Source organism: Mesorhizobium sp. B4-1-4 (assembly GCF_006439395.2).
Classification (GTDB): domain Bacteria; phylum Pseudomonadota; class Alphaproteobacteria; order Rhizobiales; family Rhizobiaceae; genus Mesorhizobium.
The window spans coordinates 3393581-3418670 of the sequence record NZ_CP083950.1; the positions used below are offsets into that span (position 1 = coordinate 3393581).

Sequence of the window (25090 nt, forward strand, 5' to 3'; positions counted from 1 at the left end):
CGTTGAGCGATGGCGCCTTCATATATCGCAGCCTGCCTGGCGAAACCGGCCCCACCGCCTCGGATTCGATTAAGGCGCCGACTCTCGTAGGCGTTTTGATCATAGTTGCCTTTTTCGGCATTTTCGGCGGCTGGGCCGCCATTGCGCCGCTGAACGGCGCGGTGCTCGCGGACGCGGTCGTCAAGGTGGAGGGGAACCGCAAGAGCGTCCAGCACTTCGATGGCGGCACGGTGAAGGAGATACACGTCAAGGACGGCGACATCGTCAAGACCGGCGACATATTGCTGGTGCTGGACGACACGAAGAACCGGTCCGAGTTCAACCTCTATTCCCAGCAATATGCTTTGTTGCGCGCGACGGATGCCCGCATCCGCGCGGAGCTGGACGGCAAGGAGGCGGTCGCTTTCCCGAAGGACGTCACGGTCGAGCATCAGGTGTTTCTGCAGGACGCGATGGCCAGCCAGATCGCCGATCTCGAAAACCAGCGCGCCTCGATGGCAGGCGCCCGACAGATTCTGCAGAAGCGGATCGCAGAACTCGATGAGCAGATCGACGGCAAGCAGGGGCGCGTCGAATCCTATCGCGCGCAGCTCAAATCAACCGCCGACGAGAAGGTGGACCTCAATAAGCTGCTGAAGGCCGGGCTGACGACGCGCACGCGCATCCTTGAGCTCGACCGCTCCGCGTCCGAACTGCAGGGCCTGATCGACCAGGCTCTCGGCGAGATCGCGGGGAATCGCCAGAACAAGGCCGAGCTCGAGAGCCAGATCGCACAGCTTACCAACGAACGGCGCGCCAAGCTCTCGGCAATGCTGATCGACACGCAATCGCAATTGACAGATCTTGTGCCCAAAATGTTTGCGAGTCATGCCGCCGTGGATCGCGCCGTGGTCCGCGCGCCCTATGACGGCCAGGTGATGAACCTCAGCGTCTTTTCAACCGGCGCAGTCGTTGCCCCCGGGCAGACGATCCTCGATATCGTGCCGACGCGGAACTCGCTGGTCGTCCAGGCGCAGGTTCGCGTCGAGGACATATCAAGCCTGCGATCCGACATGATGGCGGAAGTGCGATTTACATCTTACAAGCAGCGTTCCATACCGGTCATCCACGGACGCGTCACCCGTATTTCGGCGGATCGCGTCACCGACAGCAAAACCGGATTCCCCTACTACGTTGCCGATGTTGTGGTCGATCCGGCCGAACTGGCCGCAGCCCCGCAGATCGCGCTCTATCCGGGGATGCCGGCCTCGGTGATGATAGTTACCGAGGAGCGCACCGCTCTCGACTATATCCTGAGCCCGCTTCTTGCGTCGGTTCATTCCTCCTTCCGCCAGAAGTAAAGTGTGCTGCGCCAAGTCTTGTCGTGCGCTCTCACAATCCCAATCCCCGCTCCATCACGAGCGATACCGGTTAAGTGCTGTCCAATGCGCCTGTCGAGGGTCGGCTGCCAAGGCACTAGCTGGAAGACCACTCCGCCGTCGATCATGGCAAAGCGGCCGGAGGCGGGGTCGGCGCCGGCAAGCCGGCCGCTGACATATTCCCCGGGGCTTGGCTTGAATGAAGCTCAGCCCGCGCTCGGCCGCCATCCTACGGCCGACGCGGGCGATCTCGGCCTGTTCAAGGCGTTGAAGCAGGTCGCGCGGGGCGCGGACGCCGCCCTCGGCCGATCGGGTGACGTAGCCTATATCGATGAGGCTTTGCCGGCGTCCGTCGAGGCATGCGGCCACCTCCCGGCCGAAGCCTGCCTGTGCCAGCGAGGTCCGGTTTGGCGAGGCCAGTTCCGGGTCAAGCCAAGTCGCGCCGTCGCTTGTCACCTGGCTGTCGAGGTCGAGGAAGGAAAGCGTACGGACAATGAAGTCCTTGCCGTGGCTGCGGGTGTCGTAGGTAGCACCGCGATCGGCGATGTCATTCGGGATCTTCCAATGGTCGGCATCGAGGCGCTCGACAATGCTGGCGCGCCGCAACGCTTCGAGCCGCGCACGTGCGCGGATGGACCAATTCGCCTGTTGAGCAGAAACGAATGCACTTCTTATCATGCTCGATCGCCAGTACGCCGATCGCCGTGGCGGAGCAAACGCGGGTGAGAACAGGAGCGCGCAACCGTTCCCGTCGCCGATGTCAGATTTTAGCGCGACGTGCATCTGTGATCGAGGAGGCGCTCGCCCGCCTTTTCCCAATTCGCCAAAATGTAGAAGCCCGGCCTCGCATCAGCGAGCGTTGCACCGGCGACGATGACATTTAAGTGAGACATGGCGCGTTGCCCGTGAGGCAATCCAGCAACAACAAGGCCGATTACGTTGGCAGTTCGCAGATCAGGCTCGTCGAGCGCCATTATCCAATAGGGACGCCGCTTCAATATCACAGGAAACGGTTGCCAAGGCGCGCCTGTCTTCGGACCGTTCAGAGCGAGCGTCGTTTCTACCGATTTCGACAAGCAATCGACGTGGATGTGCAACTGGTCCTGAGACCGCTCGTTCCGAGAATTGACTGCCAGGCCTATGGCCGATCGTGGCAGGCGACGTCCAAGTTGCGCTTCAACTTTCCGTCGCGCCTCCCATGCCGCGCTCCAAAGCTGGGCGCCGGCAATGGATTGGGCAAGTGGGCTCTCCAAGCCCGCAACCGCCGAAATTGGGGTCAGCACAAACTCGGTTCGGTGCAGCGGTGATTTGATGAGGGCCGATCCAAACGTCCCATCCTTGGGCAGGGTCACCTCCTCGCAGGGAAAGGCTGCCCCGAGACGTACAGTTGTGAGGGCGCAGGTCTGCACTGTCTCCCACAATACCTTTCGTTTGAAGGAAGCGTAGGCGGCGGTAGCCGACACTGCGACCAGCAATGTCACCACTAGCCGAAGCCCCCTATTCCCGCCGAAGGCCGCCATTGCTTATCAAACCTGTGCCGATCAGGCGAGCATCTCTGAACCGTGGCCCAGGTCATCATACGATCGCAGGGCGCGTGGGGTGAATTTGATGCTGGCCCGGCTTTGCTGACTTGGCCGCACCAGGGGCACCTTGCGCACGATGAAGCGGTCTTGATCTCGCGCGGATCATTAGGGTCGTCGCGTGGCTCGATCGAAATGTGCGGCACTTCATGATCGAGATGGATGACGCCTAAGTGGAGGTTGGCGAGTTCGCTTGGCCTGGCACCCGTTTCCGCAAAGGCAAGCACGATACCGCGTGCCTCATCATTGAGCGTCGCCAGCGCGCCAGGTGCAAATATCTTGTCGCGAATCCAGTCGGTTGGAAATGGAGGCCGAGAGCGGTCAGGGTCTTGCTCTTCGCGGCGTCTTCCCATGTCTTGAACGTACCATTTGTAGCACAATAGGTAGCGCAAAAGTTCAAAATGGGGCAATGCCCTCGTCAAAATCGGAGGATTTATCCAACGAAATCAGTTACTTAGATGCGCCGATGGTACCGTTGGCTGGGATCGAACCAGCGACCTCCGGATCCACAATCCGGCGCTCTAACCAGCTGAGCTACAACGGCACACTTGCCTGAGCAAATCCCTGCAGGAATCCCGTCCCACTTGATCCGCTCTGTCGTTCGGCGATGCGTCCTTACGGGCTTATGGATTTTAATTCAAGGCTTTTGCAAAGCAAAGACCACTTCCCCACAGCGGCACTACGTGCACAAGGCAAAGAAAAAGGCCGGCGGGAGGAGGTGCCGGCCTTTTCCTGTTACGAGCCAGCGGGAGGAGGTGCTGGCTGGTCACCCGGAGGTGGAGGGAGGAGGTTCCACCCGCCGGGTATTCGTTGATGGCTGCCATCATACGCTTGATCATATCCGGGGAAATGCGTCCTTTCGTTGCATTTTCCGATCACGCGCAACTATCAGGCAGCCTTAATGTCCTTCACGGCCTTCTCGAAGGCGGTCTTGATCGGCTTGGAGACGTCCTCGGCCGCCTTGGAGGCGACGGCCTGGAAGTCCTTGGTCTGCTCGACGGTCATCTCGACGCGCTTGCGCAGGAAGGCGGTCTGCAGCTCGACGACTTCCGACAGCGACTTGGCGCCAATTAGGGCTTCGAGGTGCGAAAAGCCGGCTTCGGCGTTGGCGCGCAGGGCGGCGATGGTCTTGAGCGACAGGTCGCTCGAAACGGTCTTGGCGGTCTCGTAGGTCGACTCCAGGGCCTTCTGGGTCTCCTCGGCGCCGGTCTTGAGCTTGGCATAGGCCTCTTTCGACTGCTCAACGCCCTTTTCGGCGAAAGCGCGCATCTGGTCGGTGGCCTTGGAAGCGTCGAAGCTCGGGAATTCAACGTTTTCGATCGTCTCGGCGGTCTTGGTCCTGGACATTTTCCATCCTTTTTCAGCGGCAGCGGCTTTGACAGAAAGCCGTCTCCTTCATCTATGATGGCAATATAAAGGCATTTTTTGTGCATTGCAATATCTTTGTTGCAGTGCACAAAAAGATTCTTTTGGCCGTTAACCAAAAGCCCAAATTCCAGCCTTTGCACGTTCTGGCTTGTGGACCTTCGCGCCACCGGCTTTTATTAACAAAGCGTTAACTGCAAATTCGCCGCTCCGTGAGGGTCCGCCAAGCGCATGCCGTCCGAATACTCCTTCCTCGACGTCGCCGTGCTCGACGCGGTCCGCGAGCGGTTTGCCGCCGGCGATGCGATCACTATTCTGTCGGTCGACCTGGAGCAGGTGATCTGGGCCAATGGCCCGGGCGCAGCCGTGTTCGGCTACCCCGAAATCGAGGCGATCATCGGCGCCTCGGCGCGGCTGCCGCTGATCGCCCGCCGCCAGGTGATGGCGACCAGCGGCTTTCCTGAGATCGGCAGCGATCGCGCCATCATGGTGCGGCTGGCAACCGGTGTGACCAGCCGCGCTGTCGGCTTTCTTGCAAGTGCCGTGACGCTGCCCGATGACGAAAAGGCGATCATGCTGGTGGTGCCGGCGGGACAGACAGGCTCGCGAAGTGTTGCCGAGATCGCCAGCCGGGCGATCAGTGGCTTCACCGAAGACGGCCATTTCATCGCCTTCGTCGATGCCAAGGGCAATGTCGAGGCGGCCTCGGAAGGATTTTCAGCGCTGGGCATCCAGCCCGCGACGCTGGCGGCCCTGGTGGCCGATGTGGCTGCCGAGGGCGACCGCATCGTCAAGCGCCTGGTTCCGGGCAGCAGGACCTCCTACCCGGCCGGCCTCGCCCGGCTGACGCCGGAGCGGCATCTGCTGGTAGTGATCGACGAGGATCGGCTCGAGGACGCCGACGTCGCAGACGGAACGCCGGCGCACGAGCCTTCCGACGCGGCGGGTGCCCCCGCCGTGCAATCCCGGCCAGATCCGGACAAGGAGCCCGCGGCGGATCCACAGGCAGAAACGGCCAGGCAGGAACCCACCTCTTCTGAAGCCGTCACCGAGAGCGCCCCGAAGCCGACCGACGTTGCGGGCCCAGCCGGACCGGTGGCGGCAAACGGCGATCAGCCGGCGACCGGCGGCACGTCTCCACAGCACGATCATTGGTACTTCCATGCGGGCGAGGACGATCATCGGCCCGAGTACGCCACGCCGGCCCCGGAGACCGAGACCAGACAGGCCGTCGCCGGAGCTTCCGGGGAAAGGAACGGGCCGGACGGCGTCCTGGCCACCTTCCCTTCCGCCTCGACCGCAACCCCGGCCGCCCGCACGATAGGCCGTTCGGCGGCGCCGATGCGCTTCGTCTGGCGCACCGACGCCGAGGGCAGGTTCAGCGCGCTGTCGCCGGAATTCGCAGACATTGTCGGCAAGCCCGCCGCCGATGTGATCGGCCGGCGCTTCAGGGATGTCGCGGCGGCTTTCGGCCTCGATGCGTCGGGCGAGATCGCCGGCCTCCTGGAGCGGCGCGATACGTGGTCGGGCCGTTCCGTGCTGTGGCCGGTCGTCGGCACCGACATGAAGATCCCCGTCGACCTGGCGGCTTTGCCGGTCTATGGCCGCAGCCGCGCCTTCGAAGGCTTCCGCGGCTTCGGCGTTGCCCGTAGCGGCGACGCGGTCGTCGATCCGGAAGCGATCGGCATGGCGCTGGTGCCCAATGGCGAGACGCAGGCTGCGCCAGAACCGCCAGCCGCCGAACCTGTCGCCGAGGAACCGAAGGCCAAGGAGCCCAACGCGGCGGATCCGTTCAAGGGCGAGGTGCCGGCGCTGACCATCGTGCCAAAACCGGAGCGGCGCTTCGCCGACAAGGTCATCCGGCTGGCCGAACACCGGCAGCCAGCCAACGACAAGGGATTGTCGACGCTGGAGCGAAGCGCCTTCCGCGAGATCGGCGAACGGCTGAGGAAGGACAGTTCGCCGGCCGAGCCTCCGCAAGCGGAAAAGCCCGGCACGGATGAAGCGGCGGCCAAGGCGCCCGCTGAATCCCCGGCCGAAATAGCTGAGGTCCCGAAGCCGGAGGCCGAAGCGCCGGCCATGGCGGCAGGCGAGGTTGCGTCGACCCCCGATACAGAACCGGCCGAGCCATCCGAGACCGATGCCGGGGATCAAGAGGACTTGACACGGCTTGACGGTGCGCAACCAGACGAGGCAGCGCATAGGGAGCCCGCCAGCAGCTTGTCCAATCAAGCAGGCTCGCTGCTTGACTATGCCGGCCGGGGTCACGAAGCCGGCCCTGTCGCGGACAATAGCGACCAGCCACGGGTTTCCGACCCAGCGGCGGAACCAAGGACCGCCGAGATTCTCGCGACCGGCGGCGAACCGATCATTGCCAAAGCCGATGCTGTCGACGATGACAGCATGACGGCGGCCGATTTTCGCGACGCCGAAGACAATGAGGATTGGGCCGACGGCGAGGAAGCCGCCATGGCCGATGAGCGGGCCGTTGCGCCCGCCGATGCAACCGAAAGCGCAAGCGGCGCCGCCGAGAGCCCGGCTGAACGGCCACGCCTGCAGGTGCCGCCGCTCAAAGCCAGTGGGTTCTTGCCGTCCGCCTTTTCCGTCGGAGACGAAAGCAAGGCTCCTGATACCTTGTTGCTCGGCAAGCTGCCGGTGCCCCTGCTCATCCATTCGGGTGACCAGTTGCACTATGCCAACGAGGAGTTCCTGAACCTGACCGGTTACGCCGCGCTCGAGGACCTTGAGGATGCCGGCGGCCTGGGGGCGCTGTTTGCCGATCCCTATGCGGATGACGGCGCCTCCGACGGCAGTGACCATGCGCTGCGGCTTAGGACGCGCGACGGACACGAATTCCCGATCGACGCCATCCTGCGCTCGGTTCCCTGGTGCGACGGCAAGGCACTGATGCTGGTCGTACGCCGTTCCGGCGAGGACGAGGCGCCGGCGGCCCTGCACGTGGTCGGCGAGCAACAGACGCAGCCCGACATTTCCGAGCTCAAGGCACGCATCGCCGAGATGCGCACCATCATCGACACCGCCACCGACGGCGTCGTGCTGATCGGCAGCGACGGCACCATCCGCTCGATCAGCCGCCCGGCCGAGGCGCTGTTCGGCTTTGATAGCGACGAGGTGACCGGCAAACCGTTCGCCTCGCTGTTTGCCATCGAAAGCCAGCGCGCGGCGCGCGACTATCTCAGCGGACTGTCCGAGCCCGGCGTGGCGAGCGTCCTGAACGACGGCCGCGAGGTGATCGGGCGCGAGGCGCAGGGCCGCTTCATCCCGCTGTTCATGACCATCGGCCGGTTGCCCAACGACAGCGGCTTCTGTGCCGTCGTGCGCGACATCACGCAGTGGAAGCGGGCCGAAGAGGATCTCACCCAGGCGCGTGCGGTGGCCGAGCGCGCCTCCTCGCAGAAGACCGACTTCCTCGCCCGCATCAGCCACGAGATTCGCACGCCGCTCAACGCCATCATCGGCTTTTCAGAACTGATGGTCGACGAGAAGTTCGGGCCGGTCGCCAATGACCGCTACCGCGACTATCTGCGCGACATCAACCGCTCGGGCAATCATGTGCTTGATCTGGTTAACGACCTCCTGGATATCTCCAAGATCGAGGCCGGCCAGCAGGAGATGGCCTACGAGGCCGTTTCGCTCAACGACACGCTGGCCGAGACGGTGGCTATGATGCAGCCGCAGGCCAACCGCGAACGCGTCATCATCCGCTCCAGCTTCGCCTCTCGGCTGCCGGAAGTGGTGGCGGACCTGCGCAGCGTGCGCCAGATCGCGCTCAACATCCTGTCGAACGCCATCCGCTACACTCAGGCTGGCGGCCAGGTGATCGTCTCGACCGCCTACGAGACCTCGGGCGACGTCGTGATGCGGGTGCGCGACACCGGCATCGGCATGAGCCCGGCCGAGATCGAGCAGGCGCTGAAACCGTTCAAGCAGATCAACGCCCTGAAGCGTGGCCGCGGCGACGGCACCGGCCTTGGCCTGCCGCTGACCAAGGCGATGGTGGAAGCGAACCGCGCCCGCTTCACCATCAATTCGACGCCTGGCGAAGGCACGCTGGTGGAGGTCGCTTTCCCGTCGACCCGGGTGCTGGCGGAGTAGCAAATCCAAAAGAAAAGGCGCCCTGGAGGACGCCTTAAGGATTGGATTGCTGTCACAACGGGGGCTTGAGCGAATTCAGATCCTCTGGGGCCGAGGAACGGGATTTCTCCCTCAAGTTAGGTGCGACTATCGGCGTCGGGCCTTAACAAGTCCTTACCGGCGCCGCGGAAAATTTACGAATGTGTACCACTCGTGAAATCTAGGTAAATTCGCGCGCCATATTTCATTAACCATGCCGGTTGGGCTCATTCGGCAAGCTGTGGCAGGTTCCTGAACAGTTCCAGCGCTTCCGGGTTGGCGAGCGCTTCCTTGTTCTTGATGGCGCGGCCATGCACCACGTCGCGCACGGCAAGTTCGGTGATCTTGCCCGACTTGGTGCGCGGAATGTCTGTTACGGCGACAATCCTGGCCGGGACATGGCGAGGGCTCGCGCCGCCGCGGATCTTGGCGCGGATGCGTTTTTCCAGGTCCTCGTCCAGCTGGACGCCGGCGGCCAGCCGCACGAACAGCACGACGCGCACGTCATTGTCGAAATCCTGGCCGATGCACAGCGCTTCCAGGATCTCCGGCATCTGCTCGACCTGGTTGTAGATCTCGGCCGTGCCGATGCGCACGCCGCCCGGATTGAGCGTGGCGTCGGAGCGGCCATGGATGATCATGCCACCATGAACAGTCCATTCGGCGAAATCGCCATGGCACCAGACATTGTCGAAGCGCTCGAAATAGGCCGCCTGGTACTTCTTGCCGTCGGGATCGTTCCAGAAGCCGATCGGCATGGACGGGAACGCCTTGGTGCAGACCAGTTCGCCCTTCTCCTGCCTGACCGGCTTGCCATCATCATTCCAGACGTCGACGGCAAGGCCAAGGCCGGGGCCCTGGATCTCGCCGGTCCAGACCGGCTGGGTCGGCACGCCGAGCACGAAGCAGGAGACGATGTCGGTGCCGCCGGAAACCGAAGCCAGATGCACGTCCTTCTTGATGCCGTCGTAGACGAAGCGGAAATCCTCGGGCGACAGCGGCGAACCGGTGGAGGAGATGCTGCGCGCGCTCGACAGGTCGTGGCTGCGGATCGGCTTGAGGCCGGCCTTGCGCACGGAATCGATGAATTTGGCCGAGGTGCCGAAAAAGGTCATCTTCTCGGCATCGGCGAAGTCGAACAGAACGTTGCCGTCGGGATAGAAGGGCGAACCGTCGTAAAGCAGCAGTGCGGCACCGGAGGCCAGCCCCGACACCAGCCAGTTCCACATCATCCAGCCGCAGGTGGTGAAATAGAAGAAGCGGTCGCCATCCAAGAGACCGGCATGCAGGCGGTGTTCCTTGACATGCTGGATCAGCGTGCCGCCGGCCGAATGGACGATGCATTTGGGAATGCCGGTGGTTCCCGATGAAAACAGGATGTAGAGCGGATGCGCGAATGGCAGCCGCTCGAAGGTGACGGCATTCGCGGCGAAGGGCGACAGCGCCTCTTCCATCGCCACGGCCTTGTCGATTGTATCAGCCACATCGGCCGAGGTGCCGAGATAGTCGACGAGCAGAACCTTGCGGACACTGCCAAGCTTGGCCGCGACCGCCGCGACCTTGTCGGCAACCTCGATCGCCTTGCCATTGTACCAGTAGCCGTCGGGCGCGATGAAGATCACAGGTTCGATCTGGCCGAAGCGGTCGAGCACGCCCTGCTCGCCAAAATCGGGGGAGCAGGATGACCACACCGCGCCGATCGAGGCCGCGGCCAGCATGGCGGCGACAGTTTCAGGCATGTTGGGCATCATCGCGGCGATGCGGTCGCCCTTCTTGACCTTGAGCGAGACGAAAAGCTGCTGCAGGCGCGAGACCAGGCCATGCAGTTCGTTCCATGACAGCCGCCGCTCGACCTTGTCCTCGCCGCGAAAGACGATCGCCTCGGCCGCGCCGGTCTTCTTCAAAAGGTTCTCGGCGAAATTCAGCGACGCATCGGGGAAGAAGGCGGCGCCGGGCATCCTGTCGCCATCGACGAGCACGCGCTCGCCCCCACCGGCGCCCTTGTCGCCTGTGACGTCGCAGAAGTCCCAGACCAGGCTCCAGAATGCCTCGCGATGCTCGATCGACCAGGCATGAAGGTCGGCATAGGAGGCGAATGCAGTGCCGGCTTTCGCCTCCGCGGCCTTCATGAAAGCAGTCAACGGCGAAGCGTCAATCTGGTCTTGCGTCGGGGTCCAGAGTGGTACTTCGGCAGCCATGATCGATCCTCCCAGGGTCGTCATCGCTTATGCATATCGCAGCGCAGCAGAGCAAGATTTTGTTCGGCTGATACCGCCAGGGTGTGCGCAAATGCCATCGCCGGGCCATAAAGACTTGAAATGCGTCAGCCCTAAGTCGTAGTGACGGCTGGAAGTCGTAGTGCCGACAGCGAGTCGTGGTAGCGACAGGGAGTCGTGGTAACGACAGCGGTTATACCCGTCGGATGATTTTATCGGAATGGAAGCATACGGGGCGATATGCCATCATCCTTGATACGCTGCGGAGTATGGGCGATCGGCGCTGCCGTGATCGTCATCGCTCTGGTGGTCGCCGCCCTGCCCCTGATCGCCTCGACGCGCATCGTGCGCGACCGCATCGCCTGGGAGATGAGCGCCTGGAGTGGATTCCGGGTTGCCATTGACGGCTCACCACGCATCGAGGTCTGGCCGAAATTCCGCGCGATCCTGACCGATGTGACGCTGTCAAAGTGGACGGACACCGACGCGCCGCCGGTCGTCGAGGCCGAACGGGTCGAGGTCGACCTCTCGGCCATGGCGGCGTTGCAGGGCGATGTGGCGTTCTCCACGGCGCGGCTGGTGCGGCCGACGATCCGGGTCCAGCGCACGGAAAACGGCCTGTTCCTGCCCACAGCACCGACCGGCGGCCGCATCGCACGCTCCATCGACACCGCCCGCGGCGTCGTCAATGCCAACCCCGCCAAGCCTGACCTCGATAAGCTGCCGGCCGATGCCTTCGGCACGGTCGAGTTCAGGGATGGGCGTATGGTGGCTTCGGTCAACGGCAAGGACGTGGAAATCCTGAGCAGCCTTAATGGCCAGGCCAGTTGGGCGGCGATGAACAGCAATGCGACACTGTCGGCAACCGGGATCTGGCGCGGCGAAAGCGTGACCGTGGATGCCGCTTCCCCGAAGCCGCTGGTGCTGTTTGCCGGCGGCACGGCGCCGCTCACCTTGTCTTTCAAGGCCGCGCCCGCCACCTTCTCCTTCGACGGCATGGCCAGCACGTCAGAGAATGGCTATTTCGACGGCCAGGTGAAGTTCGCAGCACCCTCGCTCCGCCGCGTACTGGAATGGTCGCAGACCGGCATCGCGCCAAGCGCGGCGATCGGCTCCGTCAGCATTTCGAGCAAGGTCACTGCGTCGGCCGGACGCGTCAAATTCGAAAACACCGCGCTGGCGCTGGACAACAACCCCGGTATGGGCGCGCTGGACCTGTCACTTGGCGATGCACAGCCGGTGATCTCCGGCACGCTCGCCTTCGACACGCTCGATCTCAGATCATTCCTGTCCGCCTTCACGCCGCTGGGGCCGGCGAGCGGAGCTGGACCTAGTGATGCCGACACGAGTTTTGCCGACCGGGTCAACCTCGATCTCAGGCTGTCGGCCGCGCATGCCACGGCGGGCAGTATCCAACTCGCCGACGTGGCCGCAACCGCCCAGGTCAAGGATGGTCTTTCCGTCTTCGACATCTCCGATGCCTCGGCCTTTGGCGGCAACATCCAGAGCAGCCTTCGTTTCGACCGCAAGCCCGAAGGCACCCAGGTCGAGATCCGGCTGCTTGCTTCCGATGTCGATGGCGGCGCGTTCGGCACGGCGGCCGGGATGACCCGGCTGGTGCCGGTCGGCACGGGCACCGTTTCGGTCATCCTCAAGGGACCAGGCAGGACCTGGGATTCCATCTTCGAAAACGCCGACGGCTCGGTGACGGCGACCTTCGGCCCCGGCGCGCTCAGCAAATTCAACCTGCCGGCCTTTCTCAAGCATACCGAACAGGGCGGCTTCTTCGCGCTGGACGATGTCTCGGACGGAACGCTGCCGATCGACGGCGCCGAAGTGAAGGCAACCATTTCGAGAGGCGTGGCGAGGCTGGACAAGGCCGAGGCCAATTCGGCGAAATACAAGATCTGGCTTTCCGGAATCGCCTCCTATGCGGGGCGCGGGCTGGCGCTGTCCGGCGGCGTCATTCAGCCTGACCAGGCAGCGCAGAAGAACGGCCAGCAGGGGCCGAACCAGTCGTCCTTCTTCGTCGGCGGAACGTGGAGCACGCCGTTCATTTCACCGATAAGCCGCGGCGTCTCTGGCGAATAGGGCAATTTCAGGAAACGTGTGAAGCGGGTTTCCTGGAATTGCGTCAAAACAAAACAAAAAGTCGGAGCGGTTCGCTTGTTTCCATGAAACGGTGAACGGCTCCAGCCTCGGCTTCCGTCTCCCTCACCCGCGCTGCGCGGCCCGCTCGTCGAGCTGGCGCTGCACTTCACGCCGCTTGTTGGCGATCGAAGCGACGATGACGCCGACCGCGACAACCGCGATCAGGATGGTGCAGGCGGCATTGATCTCCGGCGTCACGCCGAGGCGGACCTGGCTGTAGATCTTCATCGGCAGCGTGGTGGCGCCCGGCCCGGAGGTGAAGCTGGCGATAACCAGATCATCGAGCGACAGCGTGAAGGCCAGCATCCAGCCGGAGACGATCGCCGGCATGATGACCGGCAGCGTGATCTGGAAGAAGGTCTTCGCCGGCGTGGCGCCGAGATCCATCGCCGCCTCCTCCAGCGAACGGTCGAAAGAAACCAGGCGCGATTGCACAACGACCGCCACGAAGCACATTGTGAGCGTGATGTGAGCCAGCGTCACGGTGAAGAAGCCACGGTCGAGGCCGATAGCAACGAAGAGCAGCAGCAGAGACAGGCCGGTGATCACCTCCGGCATGACGAGCGGCGCAAAGACCATTCCGGAAAACAGCACCCTGCCCCTGAACCGCGTGTAGCGCGTCAGGGTAAGTGCCGCCAGCGTGCCGAGCACGGTCGCCACCGTCGCCGAAATGACACCGACGCGCGCCGTCACCCAAGTGGCGTCCATCAGGCCCTGATTGTGGAACAGCGACACGTACCATTTGGTCGAGAAGCCGCCCCAGACGGTGACGAGCTTGGATTCGTTGAAGGAGAAGACGATGAGCAGCACGATCGGCAGGTACAGGAAAGCAAACCCAAGCACGATCGAGCTGACGTTGAAGCGGCTCCAGGTGGCGTTCATTTATCCTGCTCCTGGGCACGCGCCTGCGCTCGTTGAAAAAGCATGATCGGCACGGTCAGCAGCAACAGCAGGATGACGGCCACGGCCGAAGATACCGGCCAGTCACGGTTGGCGAAGAACTCGTTCCACAAGGTCTTGCCGATCATCAGCGTCTGCGACCCGCCGAGCAGATCGGGGATGACGAACTCGCCGACGGCCGGGATGAAGACCAGCAGGCAGCCGGCAATAACGCCGGGAAGCGACAGCGGGAAGGTTATCTTCCAGAAGGCTGATGTCGGCGGGCAGCCGAGATCCTTGGCCGCCTCGATCAGCGAATAGTCCATCTTTTCCAGCGACGAATAGAGCGGCAGCACCATGAACGGCAGATAGGAATAGACGATGCCGATGAATATCGCCGTATAGGTGTTGAGGATCACCAGCGGCTGGTTGATGATGTGCAGCGACAAGAGCAGCTGGTTGAGCAGGCCTTCGGGCTTCAGGATGCCGATCCAGGCATAAACGCGGATCAGGAACGACGTCCAGAACGGCAGGATGACCAGCATCAGCAATGTCGGGCGGATGGTGGCCGGCGCACGCGCCATGCCATAGGCGATCGGGTAGCCAACCAGCAGCGTCAGCACGGTCGAAATGGCGGCGATGATCAGGCTGGTGACATAGGCCTTGAAATAGAGAGCGTCCTGCGTCAGCCAGACATAATTGTCGAAGTTCAGGTCACGGAACCCGACGAAGAAGCCGGAGACGCCGTCGCTGAAGTCGAGCACCGGCGTATAGGGCGGCATGGCGATCGCCGTCTGCGACAGCGAAATCTTGAAAACGATGACGAAGGGGATGAGGAAGAAGAACAGCAGCCACAAATAGGGGACGATGATGACGAGCCGGTTGACGAAACCGGCGGCCAGCCGTGCCCCAAACGGCTGGCCGCCGGTGGATGGCACGGCGGCATCGGTGACAGCGATGTTGGACATATCAGCCCCCTTACCGTGTCAGCACGACGCCGGCGTCGGGCCGGAAGGACACCCAGGCGCGGTCGTTCCACGTCAGCGGATCCTCGCTCACGCGCGCCGCGTTCAGGGCGCTTGCCCGCACGAGCTGCCCGTCGTCCAGCCTGACGTGATAGACGGTCATGTCGCCGAGATAGGCGATGTCGTAGACTTCGCCCTCCAATGCGTTGACGGCATCGGCCGGCTTCTTCGACGACACCCTGATCTTCTCCGGCCTGATGGCGAAGATGATGTCCGCGCCTGTCGCGGCGGCGGTGCCATTCTCGACGACGATCTGAGCTCCGGTCGCGCCGGTGATGCGTGTTGTCTTGTCGGTCCGCTCGGCAACCTTGCCTTCGAACATGTTCACGTTGCCAACGAAATGCGCCACGAAGCGCGACGTCGGGGCCTCGTAAACCTCCGCCGGCGTCGCGACCTGCATCACTTCGCCTTTGTCCATGATGGCGATGCGGTCGGCCATGGTCATCGCTTCTTCCTGGTCGTGGGTGACGACGACGAAGGTCAGACCAAGCTCCTGCTGCAGGTCCATCAGTTCGAACTGGGTTTCCTCGCGCAGCTTCTTGTCGAGCGCGCCGAGCGGCTCGTCGAGCAGCAGCACCTTCGGCCGCTTGGCGACCGAGCGGGCAAGCGCGACGCGCTGGCGCTGGCCTCCGGAGAGCTGGTGCGGCTTGCGCTTGGCGAACTGCTCGAGCTTGACCAGCTTCAGCATCTCGGCGACGCGCTTTTCGACATCGGGCTTGGCCATGCCTTCTTGCTTCAGGCCAAAGGCAATGTTGTTCTCCACCGTCATATGCGGGAACAGGGCATAGGACTGGAACATCATGTTGACCGGCCGGCGATAGGGCGGAATGCCGCGCAGATCCTGACCATCGAGCAGGATGCGCCCGGCCGACGGTTCCTCGAAACCGGCAAGCATCCTGAGCAGCGTCGACTTTCCGCAACCCGACGCGCCGAGCAGTGCAAAGAATTCGCGCTCGAAAATGGTCAGCGACAAATTGTTGACGGCGGTGAAATCACCGAACTTCTTGGTGACGTTGTCGAACTGGATGTATGGCTTGGCGTTCGGGTCGTTCCATGGCGCGAAATCCCTGCGGATGCTGCCAAGCGATTTCATTTCCAACTCCGTGCTTCAAAATTCCCAAGGAAAGGCGGCCCCGGCAGTTGGCTGCCGGGGCGGCATCCCATGACTTACTGGCCGGTGACGATCTTGGTCCAGGTGCGCGTGATGACGCGCTGGGTCTTGGGATCGTATGGTGAGACCGTGTAGAGTTTCTGCAAGGTCGCATCGTCCGGATAGACGGCCGGGTCGCTAAGCAGCGCCTTGTCGACGAATTGCTGCGACGCCTTGTTGCCGTTGGCGTAGAGCACGGCGTTCGATGATTTGGCGATCACGTCCGGCGTCATCATGTAGTTGATGAATTCATGCGCCTCGGCGACATGCGGCGCATCGGCCGGTATCGCCATCTGGTCGAACCAAATCTGGGCGCCTTCCTTCGGCACCGAATAGCCGATTTCGACACCCTGCTTGGCTTCTTCCGCGCGGCTGCGAGCCTGGAACACGTCACCCGAGAAACCAATGGCTAGGCAGATATCGCCATTGGCCAAGGCATTGATGTATTCGGAAGAATGGAACTTGCGGATATAGGGCCGGATCTTCAGCAGGGTCTCTTCGGCCTTTGCGATGTCGTCGGCGGACGTGCTGTTTGGATCGAGGCCAAGATATTCCAACGCGGCTGGTATGATGTCGGCCGGAGAATCGAGCACGTGGACGCCGCAATCGCTGAGCTTCTTCAGGCTGTCAGGATTGAAAAAGACGTCCCAGCTGTCGATTTTGTCGGTGCCGAGCGCCGCCTGCACCTTTTTGACGTTGTAGCCAATACCGACCGTGCCCCACATGTAGTTGATCGAATACTCGTTGCCGGGGTCGTATTTGGCGGTTCGTTCCAGAATGGTGTTCCACATGTTGGAAATATTCGGCAGTTTCGACTTGTCGAGCTTCTGGAACACGCCGGCCTGGATCTGGCGGGCAAGGAAATTGCCGCTCGGCACGACGACGTCATAACCGCTGCCGCCGGCAAGCAGTTTGGTTTCCAGGATCTCATTGGAATCGAAGGTGTCGTAAACGACCTTGATGCCGGTCTTCTTGGTGAAGTCGTCGATGATCGTCGGGTCGATATAGTCAGACCAGTTGAAGACATTGACGACGCGGTCCTCCGCATGTCCTGCAGGCGTCAGAAGCGCCAGAAATACCGAGGTCGCCGAAAGCCATAGCGCTTTGCGGATCATGCTATTCTCCTTTGGTGAGTGTTCCATCGCCGACTCGTCGCGGCGTGCGCGCGGCCGGGCATTTGCTTCAGACTATTGAGCTTTCCAGGGGACAACAAGCGCCAATCGGCGCGCCCGACGCGGCCCGGCAATCGTCCCGGACTGGAGGGAATGACGGTGCCGTCAGAAGCTTTCGCCGCCGCGCGGACAGAAATACAGAAATGTGGTCCGGTCTCGATCGGGTTGCCGGGGAGACTTGGCAAGATAGGCCTGTCTTGTTGTTGCCGTGTTCACAGCCTGCCCGGGCGGCAGCAACGTTGTCAATGGCAAAGCATCGGTGGCGGCATCAATTAGGCGACGGCACCCCGGTAACCCCTGCCCGCCGCGGCCGTGCCTGGCGCTTGAATTCAAGCCCGATATGGACAAGCAGTGCCGTGACCACCACCGCGCCGCCAATGATGGTACGCCCGGACGGCACTTCGGAATGGATGAGCCAGACCCATATCGGCCCAAGAATAGGCTCGAATGTGCCGAGCAGCGCCGCGATTGCCGCCGGGATCAGGCGCGCGCCGGTGGCGAAGAAGGCGAGGCCGATGCCGAGATTGACCACGCCGAAAAGGAAGAGAAAACCCATATCGCCGGCCGAGACCGAGAAGGTCGAGGCCTGTGACGCGGCAAAGCCCGCGGCCAGGATCGTGCCGAGACAGGTCGCCGGCGTCATGCGCACGCTGGCGAAGCGCCGGGTGATCACGGTGGCGATCGAGAACATGAATGCGATCAGCAACGCCAGCCCGTCGCCTATGGGCGACACGGCGCCATCGAGCGATTCCGACACCATGATGGCGACGCCGGCAATGACGGCGGCGATCGCCACCCAGGTCACGACACCAACCCGTTCGCGAAACAAAGCCCAGGCAAACAGCGCCGCCAGAAGCGGCACGCCGGCCTGCATCAAAAGGATGTTGGCGACGGTGGTGTAGGCGAGAGCCACGACGAAGGCGGTCGACGCGATGGCGAAGCAGAACCCGACCGCAAGACCGGGCAGGCCCATGTCGCGGAATGATTTCAGCATGCCGCGCCGACCGTCACGCCAGACCATGAAGCAGAGCAGGAAGGCGGCGGCCCACATGGAGCGCCAGAACACCACCGTCCAGGTGTCGCCGGCAGTGATGAAGCGGGCGATTGTGCCGCCGAAACTCCACATCAGCGCCGACAGGAACACCAGCAGGAAGCCGATGCGCTCCTCGCGCTGCGAGGCGGTCGATGCAACAAGGCTCCGTGATGATGCTGCGTCTGTCATGGGCGCGACTGTCGAGCTTTTGTGGACGGGACGATGCGCAAGGGACAACAAAATATACTCCGTTCGCGTAACGCAAAGGCGCGGGCCGGGCGTGATCCAGAGCCCGGCGACGATTGTGGCACCTCACGACCGCTCTATCGGAATCCACCGCGTTACTGGAAGTCGAAGGCACTCAGGCCGGTCACCATCTCGTCGAGGCCGAGCGGACGTGTCACCGGCGGTTCGGCACGCGCCAGACAGCCGACGCGTTCGCAGAGCCGGCAGGCGGGCCCGACAGGCGTCGCCACGACAGTGCCTGGTCCCGACTTCCCGGCAGCCGCGCCGGGCAGTGCCGCGCCATAGACGATGTCGTCGCGAAAGCCGATGTCGCAACCGAGCAGCAGAGTGGTGCGGCGCGGACGCTCGGAGAACGCACCCTGCGGGCCTTCCAGCGTGCGGGCAATGCACAGAAACTCGGCGCCGTCGGGCATTTCCACCGCCTCGACGAAGATCTGGCCCGGCTGGGTGAAGGCGGCATGCACGGGCAGCTTGGGGCAGCCGCCGCCGAAGCGGCTGTGCGGAAAGCCCTGGCTGCCGGCTCTGCGAAAGCGGTTCCCGGCATTGTCGACCTCAAGCATGAAGAACGGCACGCCCGGGGCACCTGGCCGCTGCAGCATGGTGAGCCGGTTCGCCGCCTGCTCGAAGGAGACGCCAAAACGGGAGCGCAGGACGTCGATGTCATAGCGAGCGCGAATGGCGGCAGCGTGAAAGGCCTGATAGGGCATCATCAGTGCATGCGCGGCATAACGGCCGAGCTCGAAACGGGCGAGCCTGCGGGCTTCGTCCGTGCTCAATTTGAGCGCCTGGATCTCGCTGGCGACCGCGACCGTCATGCGGATCAGGCAGGCCTCCATCGCCACTTCGCGCAACTGGTCGAACGGCGACAGCCGCTCGGACAGGAACAGGCGCTGCGAATGGCGATCATAGCGGCGGCGCCAATTGGGCATGGTGGCGACCGGCAGCACCTTGACCACGATGCCGTATTCGCGCTTCAGCCAGGCCTTGAGCGCACCGAACAGATCGTCACCGGGATCGAGCACCGCAGTGAACGCCTCGGCCTCCTCCTCGAGCGCGGCGAAATGGTTCGGCCGCCGCTCGAAGGTCTCGTGCACCTCGTCGATCGGCAGGCGAGCGCCGGAAAGCGCCGTCGCCCGCCCCTCCCGCGCCAGAAGCTCGTTGAGGTCGGAGAGCCGCTCGGCCTGCTCGCGATAGGCGCGGAACAGTTTTATGACCGCAGCCGAGGCATTGGGCGCCGCCTCCGCAAGCTCGATCAGCTCCTGGTCTCCAGGCAATTCGCCGACCAGCAGCGGATCGGTGAACACCTCCTTCAAGGCCGCGACCGACCCCCTAGCCTCGCCCTGCAGCTCATGCGGGTCGACCTTGTAGACGGATGCCAGCTTAAGGATAAGCTGCACCGTCAGCGGCCGCTGGTTGCGCTCGATCAGGTTGAGATAGGAGGGCGAGATGCCGAGCCCCTCGGCCATCGCCGTCTGGGTCAGGCTCTTGGCATTGCGGATGCGGCGGATGCGCGGTCCGGCGAAAATCTTCTGGTCAGCCATCATCCGTCCTTGACAGGATTTTACACGATACTCGCAACGATCTCACCTTCCTGTTTTTACAATATTGACAAATTTACAGTGCCTTTCTGTCAAACGCAATACAGATTTTCCCTTATGTTTGGCTGAACTTCCTGATTTTTCTGGCTCATTTTGCGCTGCAATGTAAATTCAGTCGCATAGCAGCGCCCCAGAAAATGGCGTTCCGACATCGTGCAGCAATCCTCCGGAGTGATCCATGACTGATTTTTACAACCTCGTTCCATCGGCGCCGGAAGGTCGCTTCGACGGCATCGAACGTCCCTATTCGCCGGAGGACGTGAAGCGGCTGCGCGGTTCGGTGCAGATCCGCCAGAGCCTCGCCGAAATGGGGGCCAACCGGCTGTGGAAGCTCATCCACGAGGAAGACTTCGTCAACGCCCTCGGCGCCGTGTCGGGCAACCAGGCCATGCAGCAGGTGCGCGCCGGGCTGAAGGCAATCTACCTGTCAGGTTGGCAGGTCGCGGCCGACGCCAACACCGCCTCGGCGATGTATCCCGACCAGTCGCTTTATCCGGCCAACGCCGCGCCGGAACTCGTCAAGCGCATCAACCGCACGCTGCAGCGCGCCGACCAGATCGAAACCTCCGAAGGCAATGGCCTTTCGGTCGAGACCTGGTTCGCGCCTATCGTCGCCGACGCGGAAGCCGGCTTCGGCGGGCCGCTCAACGCCTTCGAGATCATGAAGGCGTTCATCGAGGCGGGTGCCGCCGGCGTCCACTATGAGGACCAGCTGGCATCGGAAAAGAAGTGCGGCCATCTCGGCGGCAAGGTGCTGATCCCGACGGCAGCGCATATCCGCAACCTCAACGCCGCGCGGCTGGCAGCCGACGTGATGGGCACGCCGACGCTGGTCGTGGCGCGCACCGATGCGGAAGCCGCGAAGCTTCTGACTTCCGACATCGACGAGCGCGACCAGCCCTTCGTCGACTACGACGCCGGGCGCACCGTCGAAGGTTTCTACCAGGTCAGGAACGGCATCGAACCTTGTATCGCGCGGGCCGTCGCCTATGCGCCCCATGCGGACCTGATCTGGTGCGAGACCTCGAAGCCCGACCTGGCACAGGCCAAAAAGTTCGCCGAGGGCGTCCGCAAGCACCATCCGGGCAAGTTGCTGGCCTATAATTGCTCGCCATCGTTCAACTGGAAGAAGAATCTCGACGACGCCACGATCGCCAAGTTCCAGAGGGAGCTCGGCGCCATGGGTTACAAGTTCCAGTTCATCACGCTGGCCGGCTTCCACCAGCTCAACTACGGCATGTTCGAACTGGCGCGCGGCTACAAGGCGAGGCAGATGGCGGCCTATTCCGAACTGCAGGAAGCCGAGTTCGCCGCGGAGGCCAATGGCTACACCGCGACCAAGCACCAGCGCGAGGTCGGCACCGGCTATTTCGATGCGGTGTCGATGGCGATCACCAGCGGCAAGTCGTCGACCACCGCCATGCATGAATCGACCGAGCACGCACAGTTCAAACCGGCCGCGGAATAGCGGATCAGAAAACACCGAGGAAACGCCCAACAGGGCTTCAAGCACAGGAGAAGAGCAATGGCATCGATAAGCCGCGTCAAGGAACGGGCGGAAGAGCAATCGACCACGATGAGCGTCGACCAGCAGGCGACGATCCGCATGCTCGCCAACGATCTGCACAGGCTCAACCAGTCGGTGATGAAGGCGGTCGAGGCGGGCGTCTCGGTGGAGCTGGTGCGCTCGGCAAGGCACCATGGCGGCGACGGCAATTGGGGCGATCTGCTGATCCCGGTGATCGTCACACAGCAGAGCCATGGCTGATCGGAAATCGTTCGAACCGACCCTTCACCTGCGCAAAGTGTGCGCAGGTGAATTTTATTTTTACGCAATCAGATTCTGGACAGTTCAGTACAGTACTGTTGCTTGAATCCATTGTTTTCAGGGGCAAACCAGAGGCCTTTTATTTCAACTTGACATGAGCCACGATCTCACGCCAATTGTCCTCAGATTTCAACTCTGCATTGAAATGGGGGCGAACTTGGCCGACTTGGGTGCCCAGTGAATCGTGAGGGCGAGACCACAAGACATCCGAATCAGATTAGCCGGCATTCCAGCGCCGAAACGATCCGCGATCGCTCGCAAGTGCTCGTCGTCGGGAAATCGCCTATCAACCGTGTGGTGGTATCGAAGATCGTCGAGCGTTCCGGGCTCAGACCAATCTCGGAATCGCCCGATACGGCGGCGAGGATCTTGCGGTCGCTCGTACCCGGCGTGATTGTGCTGGACGGCGGCTCCGACAACAAGGACTGCGACAATCTGATGTCCGGCATCGAAACGTTGCGGCGGACTTCGGGGAACTCGCTTCCTCCCGTGATCCTGCTTTCAACCAAGAATGGCACGCCCGAGAGCCTGGGCCTGTCGAGCATCGTCGACGTCGTGGTCGCCAAGCCGATCACGCCTGAGCGGCTGCAGCCGGTGATCGATCGCCTGATCAGCCGGTAGAGCAATTCCTGGGAAAGTGCGCAACGTTTTTCCGTACGGAATTGCGCAAAAACAAAGAGTTGAGGCGGCGATCAGCCCGATTTCCCGATGCTTTCGACCAGTGCGGGCAACAGTCCAAGATCGGCTATCTGACGGAACCGCGGCTCGGCGACGGGCGCCTCGACATGCTCGAGCACCCAGGTCAGTTCGTGCGGCACATGGACACCCCAGCCGCCGGCCTCGATGGCCGGCACCACGTCCGACTTCAGCGAATTGCCGACCATCATGCTCTTTGCGGGACCGTCACCGTGGCGGCTGAAGAGGCGCGCATAGGTCGCGGCACTCTTGTCGCTGACGATCTCGACCGCGTCGAACAGATCGCCAAGGCCGGACCCGGCCAGCTTGCGCTCCTGGTCAAAAAGGTCGCCCTTGGTGATCAGCACGAGGCTGAATGTGCCGGCGAGCTTCTCCACCGTCTCACGCGCGTGCGGCAAAGGCTCGATCGGATGGTTCAGCATCTCACGGCCGGCATCGAGAATTTCCGATATGACCGCAGCCGGCACGCGCCCATCGGTGACCTCGATCGCCGTCTCGATCATCGACAGAGTAAATCCCTTGATGCCGAAACCATAAACGGCAAGGTTGCGCCGTTCGGCCTCGAGCAATCGGGCTGAAATCTGCTTCTCCTCGCCATGATCGGCAAGCATGGCCGCGAAGCGCTTTTCCGTCATGCGGAAGAATTGCTCGTTCTGCCAAAGCGTATCATCGGCATCGAAGCCTATCGTGGTCAAGGACTGCATGATCGTGATGGTTCCAGCGTGATGAAGGTGGCGATATGGACGTCGTTATCAGGCGCTGCTAGCAAGAGGAACATAAAGCGTGTGGCACATGCAGAAATTCAAGTCCCGGAAGGTTGACCTCGAGCGGCTTTTGCAGAGCTTGTGGGACCGCACGCCCACCGAAGTGATCAACAGCATTCGCGACCTCGGCGTCGCCATGGGCCCCGATGCGAGCGAGGCGCTGCTCGACAGCCATCCGGAATTCTTCGCCTACCGGCCGGCCCTGACCCAGATTTTCGCCGACATGGTCCATGCGCAGGACGTCGCAGAAATCGCGCAGATGTTGCAGCAGGACCTGCAGAGCGGAGAGTCTTTCGGACAGATCGCGGCAGAGAAGACCGACATTGGCGTGCTGTCTTCGAAAGATGCCTACAAACGCCTCGATGAAGTGTTCGATCATGCCAATTTCGATGACTGCCACCGCGCTGTCATGGTCGGCTGCGGCGGACGGCCATTTACCATGTTCCGCATTCACGACCAGACAACGGTTCCTGAAATTGTCGGTCTCGACATCGTCCCCGAGGCGGTGGAGACCGCGAACAGGCTCGCGGCGAAGCTGAACTATACGCGCTTGCGTGCGGAGCTTTGCAACGGTTGCCACTATGATTATGGCGCGGCGCAGATCGTCTATGTCGCCAGCATGGTTTCACCAAAGGCCGCCGTTGTGTCGCGCATTGCGGACACCGCGCCGGATGGTGTGCAAATCATTCTGTGGGAGCCCTGTTCCCTCGCTCGGCTCTGGTCGGAAAGCGCCTAACGAGAGCTCGATCCCCGCCTCGAAGTCATCGGTCGCACCAGTATCTCGCGCAACATGACCAGGGACGTGTTCGTGAGACGACGCGCAGCGGTCACGCACGAACCTCAGAGGTAAGCATGCCATCGTTGCGGATGAGCGACCAAGCGATATTGCACCTGGCGAGAGCATGGTGCTTTCTGCGCCATCCAGCGATCTGCATGCGCACATTCAATCATAGCGGCATGTTGCCCAATCCGGCGAGGCCTTCTACCTACGTCGATAAATTCCTGTGGCGCAAGATCTTCGACCACAATCCCTTCTTCGCCACGGCGTGCGACAAGCTCGCTTCGAAGGCATATGCCCTGTCCACATGCCCTGAACTTCGCAGCGCCAAGGTCCTGTGGTCCGGGCGCGATGCGAGAGAGATTCCGTCTGAGCTGCTGGCCGGTGACGTGGTGGTCAAGGCCAATCACGGCTGCCGCTGGAACATCATGATCCGCAACGGTCGCGTGGACAAAGCCAAGCTGACGCGAAGAACATCGCGCTGGATGCGCCGCCGCTATGGCAGGAAGTTCGGCGAGTGGGGCTACAAAGGCGCCGAGCGAAAAGTGTTCGTAGAGGAAATGCTGCTGGAGGACGGCCAGCCGATCCGTCTGGAATACAAATTCCATGTTTCGAACGGCACGACGGCATATGTCTATGCCGCGCGCCGGGATGAACATGGCAACGAACAGAAGTGTCATTTCGATCGTGACGGCATCTATGCTCCACCACCTGACGGCAGCGGCAAGCAGTGGGTGCTTATCGACCTGCCGGCCTTGTTTGTGCGCATGCGCGCGATCGCCGAAACGCTGACCGCGACATTCGATCATATGCGCTGTGATTTCTATGAGAAGAACGGCGACATCTTCTTTTCCGAATTCTCCGTCTATCCGCTGTCCGGCAAGGGCATAATCAACACCAGGCTCAGAGACTTATGCGGCGAAAACTGGATCTGCGTCAATCCTGGTTTCTAACCACGCCGCAGCGCGGCTGGCGCAGGCTCTACGCAGCGGCCTTGCGCCGCTGGCTGGAGATCCTGCCCGGCAAGCCCGCATGACGGCGACCTTCCACACCCAGGTCCTTTCACCGGCTCCCCTTCCCTTCCGTCGTGCCGCACGGCTATACTCCGAAATCCGCA

19 protein-coding genes, 1 tRNA gene and 1 pseudogene are annotated in these 25090 nt (G+C 62.3%); 8 read left to right on the top strand and 13 right to left on the bottom strand.

What is annotated here, in order from left to right; genetic code table 11:
* The first annotated feature begins 2 nt into the window (after positions 1–2).
* Positions 3–1340 carry an HlyD family type I secretion periplasmic adaptor subunit gene (locus FJW03_RS16145; RefSeq protein WP_140696618.1) on the top strand — a complete coding sequence of 446 codons (1338 nt, stop codon included), beginning with the start codon at positions 3–5 and terminating at the stop codon, positions 1338–1340.
* Here FJW03_RS16145 and FJW03_RS30065 read toward each other — a convergent pair.
* The 5 genes and pseudogenes from FJW03_RS30065 to FJW03_RS16170 form a co-directional block, all read right to left on the bottom strand.
* Positions 1316–1486, bottom strand: coding sequence for a hypothetical protein (locus tag FJW03_RS30065; RefSeq protein WP_413466388.1), 171 nt, complete (start codon positions 1484–1486; stop codon positions 1316–1318). The genes FJW03_RS16145 and FJW03_RS30065 overlap by 25 nt on opposite strands.
* A 121-nt stretch (positions 1487–1607) precedes the next feature.
* Positions 1608–2141, bottom strand: a pseudogene (locus FJW03_RS30070) (DUF3363 domain-containing protein); the annotation flags it as partial.
* A complete protein-coding gene (locus tag FJW03_RS16155) occupies positions 2126–2878 on the bottom strand; it encodes a CDP-diacylglycerol diphosphatase (protein WP_140766441.1) in 753 nt (250 codons plus the stop codon). The pseudogene FJW03_RS30070 and the gene FJW03_RS16155, both read right to left, overlap by 16 nt.
* Before the next feature lie 527 nt (positions 2879–3405).
* Positions 3406–3482, bottom strand: a tRNA-His gene (locus FJW03_RS16165).
* Positions 3483–3826: 344 nt separating this feature from the next.
* Positions 3827–4285: a phasin gene (locus FJW03_RS16170; RefSeq protein WP_140696623.1), complete on the bottom strand. Its 459-nt coding sequence runs from the start codon at positions 4283–4285 to the stop codon at positions 3827–3829.
* A gap of 249 nt (positions 4286–4534) precedes the next feature.
* On the opposite strand from FJW03_RS16170, the gene FJW03_RS16175 reads away from it, so the two are divergent.
* Positions 4535–8419, top strand: a complete 3885-nt coding sequence (locus FJW03_RS16175; RefSeq protein ID WP_140766442.1) for a PAS domain S-box protein — start codon at positions 4535–4537, stop codon at positions 8417–8419.
* A 245-nt stretch (positions 8420–8664) separates the two neighbouring features.
* On the opposite strand, the gene FJW03_RS16180 is transcribed toward FJW03_RS16175, so the two are convergent.
* Positions 8665–10635 (bottom strand): acetoacetate--CoA ligase, encoded by a 1971-nt coding sequence (locus FJW03_RS16180; protein ID WP_140766443.1) that lies wholly within the window; start codon positions 10633–10635, stop codon positions 8665–8667.
* Between the two features lie 258 nt (positions 10636–10893).
* Between FJW03_RS16180 and FJW03_RS16185 the strand changes: the two genes are divergently transcribed.
* Positions 10894–12744: an AsmA-like C-terminal region-containing protein gene (locus FJW03_RS16185; RefSeq protein WP_140766444.1), complete on the top strand. Its 1851-nt coding sequence runs from the start codon at positions 10894–10896 to the stop codon at positions 12742–12744.
* A gap of 123 nt (positions 12745–12867) precedes the next feature.
* Here FJW03_RS16185 and FJW03_RS16190 read toward each other — a convergent pair whose 3' ends face one another.
* The 6 genes from FJW03_RS16190 to FJW03_RS16215 form a co-directional block, all read right to left on the bottom strand.
* Positions 12868–13686, bottom strand: a complete 819-nt coding sequence (locus FJW03_RS16190; RefSeq protein ID WP_140696637.1) for an ABC transporter permease — start codon at positions 13684–13686, stop codon at positions 12868–12870.
* Complete coding sequence (locus tag FJW03_RS16195) at positions 13683–14651, bottom strand: ABC transporter permease subunit (RefSeq protein WP_140610291.1); 969 nt, start codon at positions 14649–14651, stop codon at positions 13683–13685. Before FJW03_RS16195 ends, FJW03_RS16190 begins: the two co-directional genes overlap by 4 nt.
* A 10-nt stretch (positions 14652–14661) precedes the next feature.
* The gene (locus FJW03_RS16200) at positions 14662–15801 is read right to left on the bottom strand and encodes an ABC transporter ATP-binding protein (protein WP_140766445.1); all 1140 of its coding nucleotides are present in this window, start codon (positions 15799–15801) and stop codon (positions 14662–14664) included.
* A gap of 74 nt (positions 15802–15875) precedes the next feature.
* A complete protein-coding gene (locus FJW03_RS16205; RefSeq protein ID WP_140766446.1) occupies positions 15876–16973 on the bottom strand; it encodes a polyamine ABC transporter substrate-binding protein in 1098 nt (365 codons plus the stop codon).
* Positions 16974–17298: 325 nt separating this feature from the next.
* Positions 17299–18252: a DMT family transporter gene (locus tag FJW03_RS16210; RefSeq protein WP_140766447.1), complete on the bottom strand. Its 954-nt coding sequence runs from the start codon at positions 18250–18252 to the stop codon at positions 17299–17301.
* Between the two features lie 152 nt (positions 18253–18404).
* A complete protein-coding gene (locus FJW03_RS16215; protein WP_140766448.1) occupies positions 18405–19850 on the bottom strand; it encodes a helix-turn-helix domain-containing protein in 1446 nt (481 codons plus the stop codon).
* A gap of 235 nt (positions 19851–20085) precedes the next feature.
* On the opposite strand from FJW03_RS16215, the gene aceA reads away from it, so the two are divergent.
* The 3 genes from aceA (at position 20086) to FJW03_RS16230 (ending at position 22356) form a co-directional block, all read left to right on the top strand.
* Positions 20086–21375 carry an isocitrate lyase gene (gene aceA, locus FJW03_RS16220; RefSeq protein WP_140766449.1) on the top strand — a complete coding sequence of 430 codons (1290 nt, stop codon included), beginning with the start codon at positions 20086–20088 and terminating at the stop codon, positions 21373–21375.
* Between the two features lie 57 nt (positions 21376–21432).
* A complete protein-coding gene (locus tag FJW03_RS16225) occupies positions 21433–21675 on the top strand; it encodes a hypothetical protein (protein ID WP_006202762.1) in 243 nt (80 codons plus the stop codon).
* Positions 21676–21912: 237 nt separating this feature from the next.
* Positions 21913–22356, top strand: a complete 444-nt coding sequence (locus FJW03_RS16230; RefSeq protein ID WP_140766450.1) for a response regulator — start codon at positions 21913–21915, stop codon at positions 22354–22356.
* A gap of 71 nt (positions 22357–22427) precedes the next feature.
* Here FJW03_RS16230 and FJW03_RS16235 read toward each other — a convergent pair whose 3' ends face one another.
* Positions 22428–23135, bottom strand: coding sequence for an HAD family hydrolase (locus tag FJW03_RS16235; protein WP_140766451.1), 708 nt, complete (start codon positions 23133–23135; stop codon positions 22428–22430).
* 79 nt (positions 23136–23214) lie between these two features.
* Here FJW03_RS16235 and FJW03_RS16240 point away from each other — a divergent pair, with 79 nt between their 5' ends.
* Together FJW03_RS16240 and FJW03_RS16245 are read left to right on the top strand one after the other, a co-directional pair.
* On the top strand, positions 23215–23931 hold the full coding sequence (locus FJW03_RS16240) for a hypothetical protein (RefSeq protein ID WP_140766452.1): 717 nt from the start codon (positions 23215–23217) through the stop codon (positions 23929–23931).
* Positions 23886–24926, top strand: a complete 1041-nt coding sequence (locus FJW03_RS16245; RefSeq protein WP_140766453.1) for an ATP-grasp fold amidoligase family protein — start codon at positions 23886–23888, stop codon at positions 24924–24926. The genes FJW03_RS16240 and FJW03_RS16245 overlap by 46 nt, the downstream gene beginning before the upstream one ends.
* Positions 24927–25090 lie beyond the last annotated feature (164 nt).

Bases quoted from the DNA above. Each gene is read 5' to 3' on its own strand.
- FJW03_RS16195 (WP_140610291.1), bottom strand. From the start codon at position 14,651: ATGTCCAACATCGCTGTCACCGATGCCGCCGTGCCATCCACCGGCGGC.
- FJW03_RS16155 (WP_140766441.1), bottom strand. From the start codon at position 2,878: ATGGCGGCCTTCGGCGGGAATAGGGGGCTTCGGCTAGTGGTGACATTG.
- FJW03_RS16225 (WP_006202762.1), top strand. From the start codon at position 21,433: ATGGCATCGATAAGCCGCGTCAAGGAACGGGCGGAAGAGCAATCGACC.
- FJW03_RS30065 (WP_413466388.1), bottom strand. From the start codon at position 1,486: ATGATCGACGGCGGAGTGGTCTTCCAGCTAGTGCCTTGGCAGCCGACC.
- FJW03_RS16235 (WP_140766451.1), bottom strand. From the start codon at position 23,135: ATGCAGTCCTTGACCACGATAGGCTTCGATGCCGATGATACGCTTTGG.
- FJW03_RS16215 (WP_140766448.1), bottom strand. From the start codon at position 19,850: ATGGCTGACCAGAAGATTTTCGCCGGACCGCGCATCCGCCGCATCCGC.
- FJW03_RS16180 (WP_140766443.1), bottom strand. From the start codon at position 10,635: ATGGCTGCCGAAGTACCACTCTGGACCCCGACGCAAGACCAGATTGAC.
- FJW03_RS16190 (WP_140696637.1), bottom strand. From the start codon at position 13,686: ATGAACGCCACCTGGAGCCGCTTCAACGTCAGCTCGATCGTGCTTGGG.
- FJW03_RS16200 (WP_140766445.1), bottom strand. From the start codon at position 15,801: ATGAAATCGCTTGGCAGCATCCGCAGGGATTTCGCGCCATGGAACGAC.
- FJW03_RS16185 (WP_140766444.1), top strand. From the start codon at position 10,894: ATGCCATCATCCTTGATACGCTGCGGAGTATGGGCGATCGGCGCTGCC.
- FJW03_RS16170 (WP_140696623.1), bottom strand. From the start codon at position 4,285: ATGTCCAGGACCAAGACCGCCGAGACGATCGAAAACGTTGAATTCCCG.
- FJW03_RS16175 (WP_140766442.1), top strand. From the start codon at position 4,535: ATGCCGTCCGAATACTCCTTCCTCGACGTCGCCGTGCTCGACGCGGTC.
- aceA (WP_140766449.1), top strand. From the start codon at position 20,086: ATGACTGATTTTTACAACCTCGTTCCATCGGCGCCGGAAGGTCGCTTC.
- FJW03_RS16210 (WP_140766447.1), bottom strand. From the start codon at position 18,252: ATGACAGACGCAGCATCATCACGGAGCCTTGTTGCATCGACCGCCTCG.
- FJW03_RS16205 (WP_140766446.1), bottom strand. From the start codon at position 16,973: ATGATCCGCAAAGCGCTATGGCTTTCGGCGACCTCGGTATTTCTGGCG.